Annotated in this window: 6 protein-coding genes; all 6 read right to left on the bottom strand. The window is 62.4% G+C overall.

What is annotated here, in order from left to right; all coding sequences use genetic code 11:
* A partial coding sequence (locus PF446_RS08590; RefSeq protein WP_298071020.1) for an FdhF/YdeP family oxidoreductase occupies positions 1–2237 on the bottom strand: 2237 nt, incomplete at its 3' end.
* Positions 2238–2507: 270 nt separating this feature from the next.
* A complete protein-coding gene (gene msrA / locus PF446_RS08585) occupies positions 2508–3011 on the bottom strand; it encodes a peptide-methionine (S)-S-oxide reductase MsrA (RefSeq protein WP_298071019.1) in 504 nt (167 codons plus the stop codon).
* The gene (gene msrB, locus PF446_RS08580) at positions 3008–3472 is read right to left on the bottom strand and encodes a peptide-methionine (R)-S-oxide reductase MsrB (RefSeq protein ID WP_298071018.1); all 465 of its coding nucleotides are present in this window, start codon (positions 3470–3472) and stop codon (positions 3008–3010) included. Before msrB ends, msrA begins: the two co-directional genes overlap by 4 nt.
* Before the next feature lie 198 nt (positions 3473–3670).
* Positions 3671–4093: a c-type cytochrome domain-containing protein gene (locus tag PF446_RS08575; RefSeq protein WP_298071017.1), complete on the bottom strand. Its 423-nt coding sequence runs from the start codon at positions 4091–4093 to the stop codon at positions 3671–3673.
* A 31-nt stretch (positions 4094–4124) separates the two neighbouring features.
* Positions 4125–5276 carry a hypothetical protein gene (locus tag PF446_RS08570; RefSeq protein ID WP_298071016.1) on the bottom strand — a complete coding sequence of 384 codons (1152 nt, stop codon included), beginning with the start codon at positions 5274–5276 and terminating at the stop codon, positions 4125–4127.
* A 155-nt stretch (positions 5277–5431) separates the two neighbouring features.
* Positions 5432–5697 (bottom strand): MtrB/PioB family outer membrane beta-barrel protein (locus tag PF446_RS08565; protein ID WP_298071015.1); only part of this gene is annotated, 266 nt, incomplete at its 5' end.

The following is a 5697-nucleotide window of genomic DNA, read 5'->3' as shown; positions in this document are numbered from 1 at the left end:
GTCTTGGAGATCCTGTCGTGCAGGCCAATCGGAACCAGGACATTGCACTCGGGGAAGTAGGACGCCACCGTGCCGCGCGGCACCTTGTAGGCGACCAGTTTCAGGCCCTCGAGCCGCCGGTCCTGGCCGTCGTCCAGGTCCGTCACCATGCGCACCGTCTGGCCGTCCTCGAGTCCGGCATCGGCGATGTCCCCGGGATGCATCATGACCACGTCGCGCGTGCCCTCGATGCCACGGAAACGGTCGGAGTAGCCGTAAATGGTGGTGTTGAACTGGTCATTCGAGCGCAGGGTCACCAGCCGGTAGCGGCCCGGTCGGTCGTCGAACCCCAGTGCATTGAGACGTTCGGGGGTGGTGATGACCGCCTTGCCGTCCGGCGTGTTCCAGATCCGGTCGCGGGCGGTATTGCGACGGTGAAAACCGCCGGCCTCGAACATGCGCTGGTTGAAGTCGTGGAAGTCTTCCGGATAGGTCGCCTCGATCAGGTCGCGCACGCGACCATAGTCGGCCGTCCATGCGTCCCAGGGGCGCTTGTCCGAGGGCGGCAGGATGGCCTTGGCGATGCCGGCGACGATGGCCAGCTCGCTGCGCAGCATGTCCGAGGCCGGCTCGCGATGCCCCATGGATGCGTTGATCATCGAGAAGCTGTCCTCGGTGGTCACGACCTGGTTGCCGCTTTCCTGCTGGTCGATCTCGTAGCGTCCGAGGCAGGGCAGGATCAGCGCCTGCCTGCCCGGGAACAGGTGGCTGCGGTTGAGCTTGGTCGAGATCATCACCGTGATCTCCTGAGCCGACCATCCTCGCTCCATCCGCTGCTGGTCCGGCACCGCGCGCAGCAGGTTGCCGCCGAGTGAGATGAAGCCCTTGACCTTGCCGGCGATCAGTCCCTGGACCGCATCGACGATGTGCATGCCGTCCTTGGTGGGGGCATTGAAGTCGAACATCGCCTCGAGCTTGTGCAGCGGCACCAGCTTGGCCTTCTCGGCGATGCCCACGGTGCGTTGGCCCTGCACATTGCTGTGGCCGCGGACCGGGCAGCAACCGGCTCCGGGACGACCGATGTTGCCGCGCAGCAGCAGCAGGTTGACCAGCATGGCAATGTTCAATGCGCCATGCGAATGCTGCGTCAGGCCCATGCCGTATACACCGATGACCCGTTCGGCCTCGATGTAGACCTGCGCGGCCTCGCGGATGTCGGCCTCGGTCAGGCCGCTTTCGCGTTCGACGTCGTTCCAGTCCAGCTGCCGACAGAACGTGATGAAGTCGTCGAAACCGGTGGTGTGCTGTTCAATGAAGGCGTGGTCGATAACCTCCGCCTGGCCTCCCTCGCATGCCTTGTCATCCGCCTCGACGACGCATTTGCACAGGCCGGCGAGCACGGCCACGTCGCTGCCCGAACGCAACTGGTGGTACTGGTCCGAGATCCTGGTTTCCTTGCCGGTCACCATGGCCGACAGGTTCTGCGGATCGACATAGGACACCAGACCCTGCTCGATGAGCGGGTTGAAGGTGACGATGCGTGCGCCGCGCTCCTTGGCCTGCTTGAGCGGATGCAGGAAGCGAGGGCTGTTGGTGCCGGGGTTCTGCCCGAAAAAGAAGAAGGCGTCCGCCTTTTCCAGGTCATCCCAGACCACGGTGCCTACCGGGGAACCGATCACCCGGGTCAGGCCGACCGAGGTGGTTTCGTGACACATGTTGGAACTTTGCGGAAGGTTGTTGTTGCCGTATACGCGCGCCGCAAGTGCGTACAGATAGGATGCTTCCAGGCCGGCGTGTCCGGAGGCATAGAAGACCACGCTCTCGGGGTCGAGCCGGCCGAGGGTTTCGCCGATCAGGGCGAAGGCGTCATCCCATGCCACGGGTTCGTAGTGGTCGGTCTGCGCGTTGTAGCGCATCGGGTGGGTCAGTCGTCCGCTGCGCTCGAGCTCATGGTCACTCCAGTCGCGCAGTTCCTCGACGGTGTGCTGCTCGAAGAACTCGGGACCGCAGCGGTCGCGGGTCAGTTCCCACAATGTGGCCTTGGCCCCGTTCTCGCAGAACTCGAAGGCGGAATAGTTTTTCGGTTTGGGCCAGGCGCATGAAACACACATCACGCCCCTGGGCTTGTTCATGCGCTTGAGCGTGTCGATGCTGCTGAGGGAAGCCCAGGTTTTTCCGTAAATGCGGGCGATACCCTCCAGTGATCCCCAGCCTCCACTCGGGCCCGGCGCGTGTGGCAGGTCTTTCTCATCATCCATATTCGCTCTCCGTCGCGTGTGGCGTGCACTGTCAAGGTCTCGTCCGGGGGGAAGCGGGCTGCAACGCGAAACAAGCGCATGCGCGCAGGGCGCGGTGTGGTCGCGGGCCTATTGCAGACGCAGCAGCCTGTGAAACGATCCGGCATCCGGGTGGTACAGGCGCTCAACCTAGCAAATCGAGCCTTAACGCAGATTGAGGAGACCCGCTTGCACGGGAGGATCGACCGGGTTGCCGCGCCGCTACGCGGTGTTTGGCGCGACCCAGGCATGTCAGGTCTTGCGTCGCGGAAGCACCCAGTCCGGACGGATGAAATGGCAGGTATAGCCGTTGGGGTAGTGTTCCAGGTAATCCTGGTGCTCGGGCTCGGCTTCCCAGAAATCACCAGCGGGGGCGATTTCGGTCACGACCTTACCCGGCCACAGCCCGGAGGCCTCGACGTCGGCGATGGTGTCCTCGGCAACGCGTTTTTGTTCCGGATCCAGGAAGAAGATGGCCGAGCGGTAGCTCAGTCCCACATCGTTGCCCTGGCGGTTGCGTGTGGTCGGATCGTGGATCTGGAAGAACAATTCCAGCAGCCGCCTGTAGCTGGTGACCTGCGGATCGAACATGATCTCGATGGCTTCGGCATGGGTGCCGTGATTGCGGTAGGTGGCGTTGGGCACATCGCCGCCCGAATAGCCCACGCGCGTGGACACCACGCCTGGCTGCTTGCGGACCAGGTCCTGCATGCCCCAGAAGCAGCCGCCGGCCAGGATCGCGCGTTGGGTAGTCATGTCTTGTCCTCCGCGGCGCTGGATGCGAACAGCGTGCGGTACTCGCCGTAGCCTTCGCTTTCAAGCGCGTCCACCGGGATGAAGCGCAACGATGCCGAGTTGATGCAGTAGCGCAGGCCGCCCTGGTCTGCTGGTCCGTCCGGAAAGACATGCCCGAGGTGGCTGTCGCCGTGCCGGGAGCGCACCTCGGTGCGGATCATGCCGAGGCTGCTGTCGCGGTTCTCGACCACGTTTTCGGATTCCAGCGGCCGGGTGAAGCTGGGCCAACCGCAACCGCTGTCGTACTTGTCCATGGAGGTGAACAGGGGTTCGCCGGTGACAATGTCGACATACAGACCGGGCGCCTTGTGGTCATGGAAAGCGTTGCGGAAGGGGGGTTCCGTCCCGGCTTCCTGGGTCACGCGGTACTGTTCGGGGGTGAGCCCTTCGACGGCTTGCGGCGTTTTGCGGTACTTAGGCATGGCAGGTCCCGGTTGATCTGGCAGTGGGGCGGCCAGGATGTGGGATGGATGCATGCACTTCCTGACCATTTCAGGTGATCTGGAATCGTATTATGCGACTCCAGCGCGGTGAAAGGACAGGATATTCGGGCATGAGGACCTGCCCGGGAAGGCGGCGCGCGACCTGAGGGGAGGGTCGCGCGCCGGTGGGTGACGCGCTCAGTTGTCCTTCGCGCCCTGGTCGACCCACTTTGCGATGATGTCCACGTCATGCTCGGGCAACTGTCTTGCATTGACTCCAGGCAGAACGATGGATCCGTGCTCGGTCGCGATCATGGTGAAGTTCTTGGGCATGTTGATGGTGGGATCCGCCTGGTGGCGGATCAGCCGCACCATGGTGCTGCCCACCGCGCTCCCGGGGGCGATGACATGCCCATTTCGGGTTCCCCGCATGATGTCCTGGTAACTGGCGACGCTGAAACCGCTCTTGATGTAGCCGGGGCTGCCCGGTGTATGGCAGACCGCGCAGTTGGCCTTCAGGATCGGCGCGACGTCACGGCTGTAGCTGACCTGTCGCTCACCGCATCCGGCGAGCGCGATGCTGGCTGTGACGAGCGCAAGGAGCAGGGTTCGTGTGGACATGATCGACCTCCTGCACGGGTTGGCGTGCTTGTCAGGTATTCGAGCCCGTCGTTCCCATGGGGGTGGACGAGGGGGGCTGTCCGGCATGACGCCCGGGCAGGAAAATGAGCTGGTATAGCGACAACATGATCTGCAGGCCCCAGGCCGATCCAAGAATCAGTCCGGAGACAATCACCGTGTAGGCAAACACTGGGTCCCACTTGGTCAGGTACCAGGTGGTGATGTCGATGACCATGGCGAAGAACGGCGCCACGATGATCAGGTTCTTCAACCATGTCGGCAAAGTGGTGAAGGTGAAAACGAAGCCGAGAACGAATGTCACCAGGCCGATACCGAACAAGTGGATATGCGAGAGTTTCACCAGCGTCTCGATCGACATGCCGTGATCGACCCTGGACACACCGATGATGCCCTCGTAGGAGGTGTAGTCCGGAAGGTTCTTGCCTGCTTTTGCGCTGTGACAGCCGGCGCAATCCTTCATGATGATCGGGTAGATGGTTTCGTCGTACACGTCTTCGGTCGATCCGGACTTGAGCCAGGCCACCACTTGGTCGAGTTCCTCGGGGCTGATCTTGTCCCGCATCTGGCCGCGCAGCATCAGTTCCAGGCGCGTACCACTGCGATTTCCGTAGTAGGGGATGGCGATGTCCTGCACCGACATCCCGGGTTTTCCGTTGAGTCCGGCGTGGGTGAGGTAGAGGTAGCCCAGGGCCATGCAGTAGCCGAGCCCCATCACGATCATCACCAGGCCGAAGAGGGTGCGCTCGCTGCTCGAGCAGTCCTTGAATCGCCTGCCCTGGACCTTCGGGCGGTCATGCGGCATACGGCCGAACATGCGCCGGATCCAGAAAATGGACACCACGATGCCTGCTGCACCCAGTATGAAATGGATGATCGAGACGTCCTTCGTGCTGGTACTCAGGGTGTCGGGAGCAAGGATGATCCACACGGTCAGCAGGAAGAATGCCCATGCCGGCCAGTAGGAGCGTCGCCAGACGAAGGCGAAGATGGCCACGCCGATCATCAGCAGCCCGGTGATCATGTAGGTCCAGAAGATCCCGGGGTTGAGGGTTGCCAGCGGTCCGCTGATGTACCACGGGGCAAGTGCAGTCAGCACGCCGATGATGAGTGCATACGAACGCGCCGCGATGCGTCGATTGCCGGGATGAATTTCAGTGTTCATTTGCACGGGTCCGGAAGGTTTGATGGCCGTGGATGTTCCGGAAGGAAACTTCCGGAGAGGTTGGTGCGTGCCAGGCAAGCGCGATGGTCGTTGTTGCCTTGCCTGGGCTGGCGTCAGGTGCGATCTGAAGAGGCCGTGTTCACGGTCCGGTTCGGTCAGAGGAAGTTGTAGCGGAAGGCCACGTACAGCAGGTTTTGGGTGTAGTTCGGACTCTTCTGGTTGGTTGGCATGGTGGTGCTGCCGGTGTAGCCGAGCTGGTAGTAGTTGTAGAAGTAGTCGTTGGTATTGAGCTTTTCATAGAGGTAGCCGAACACCAGCGTGCTCTTGCGATCAATGGCGTAGTTCGCCGTCAGGCGCAGTCGTGACAGCTGACTGCGGATGTCGGGCACCGCGCCGCAGCTGTAGCCGCCTCGACTGGGCG

The organism is Oleiagrimonas sp. (genome assembly GCF_027858935.1).
GTDB lineage: Bacteria > Pseudomonadota > Gammaproteobacteria > Xanthomonadales > Rhodanobacteraceae > Oleiagrimonas.
The sequence above is the reverse complement of the archived record's forward strand: the minus strand, read 5'-3'. Positions and strand labels throughout refer to the sequence as shown.

Coding starts and splice junctions, on each gene's coding strand:
- msrA (WP_298071019.1), bottom strand. CDS start 3,011: ATGACTACCCAACGCGCGATCCTGGCCGGCGGCTGCTTCTGGGGCATG.
- msrB (WP_298071018.1), bottom strand. CDS start 3,472: ATGCCTAAGTACCGCAAAACGCCGCAAGCCGTCGAAGGGCTCACCCCC.
- PF446_RS08575 (WP_298071017.1), bottom strand. CDS start 4,093: ATGTCCACACGAACCCTGCTCCTTGCGCTCGTCACAGCCAGCATCGCG.
- PF446_RS08570 (WP_298071016.1), bottom strand. CDS start 5,276: ATGAACACTGAAATTCATCCCGGCAATCGACGCATCGCGGCGCGTTCG.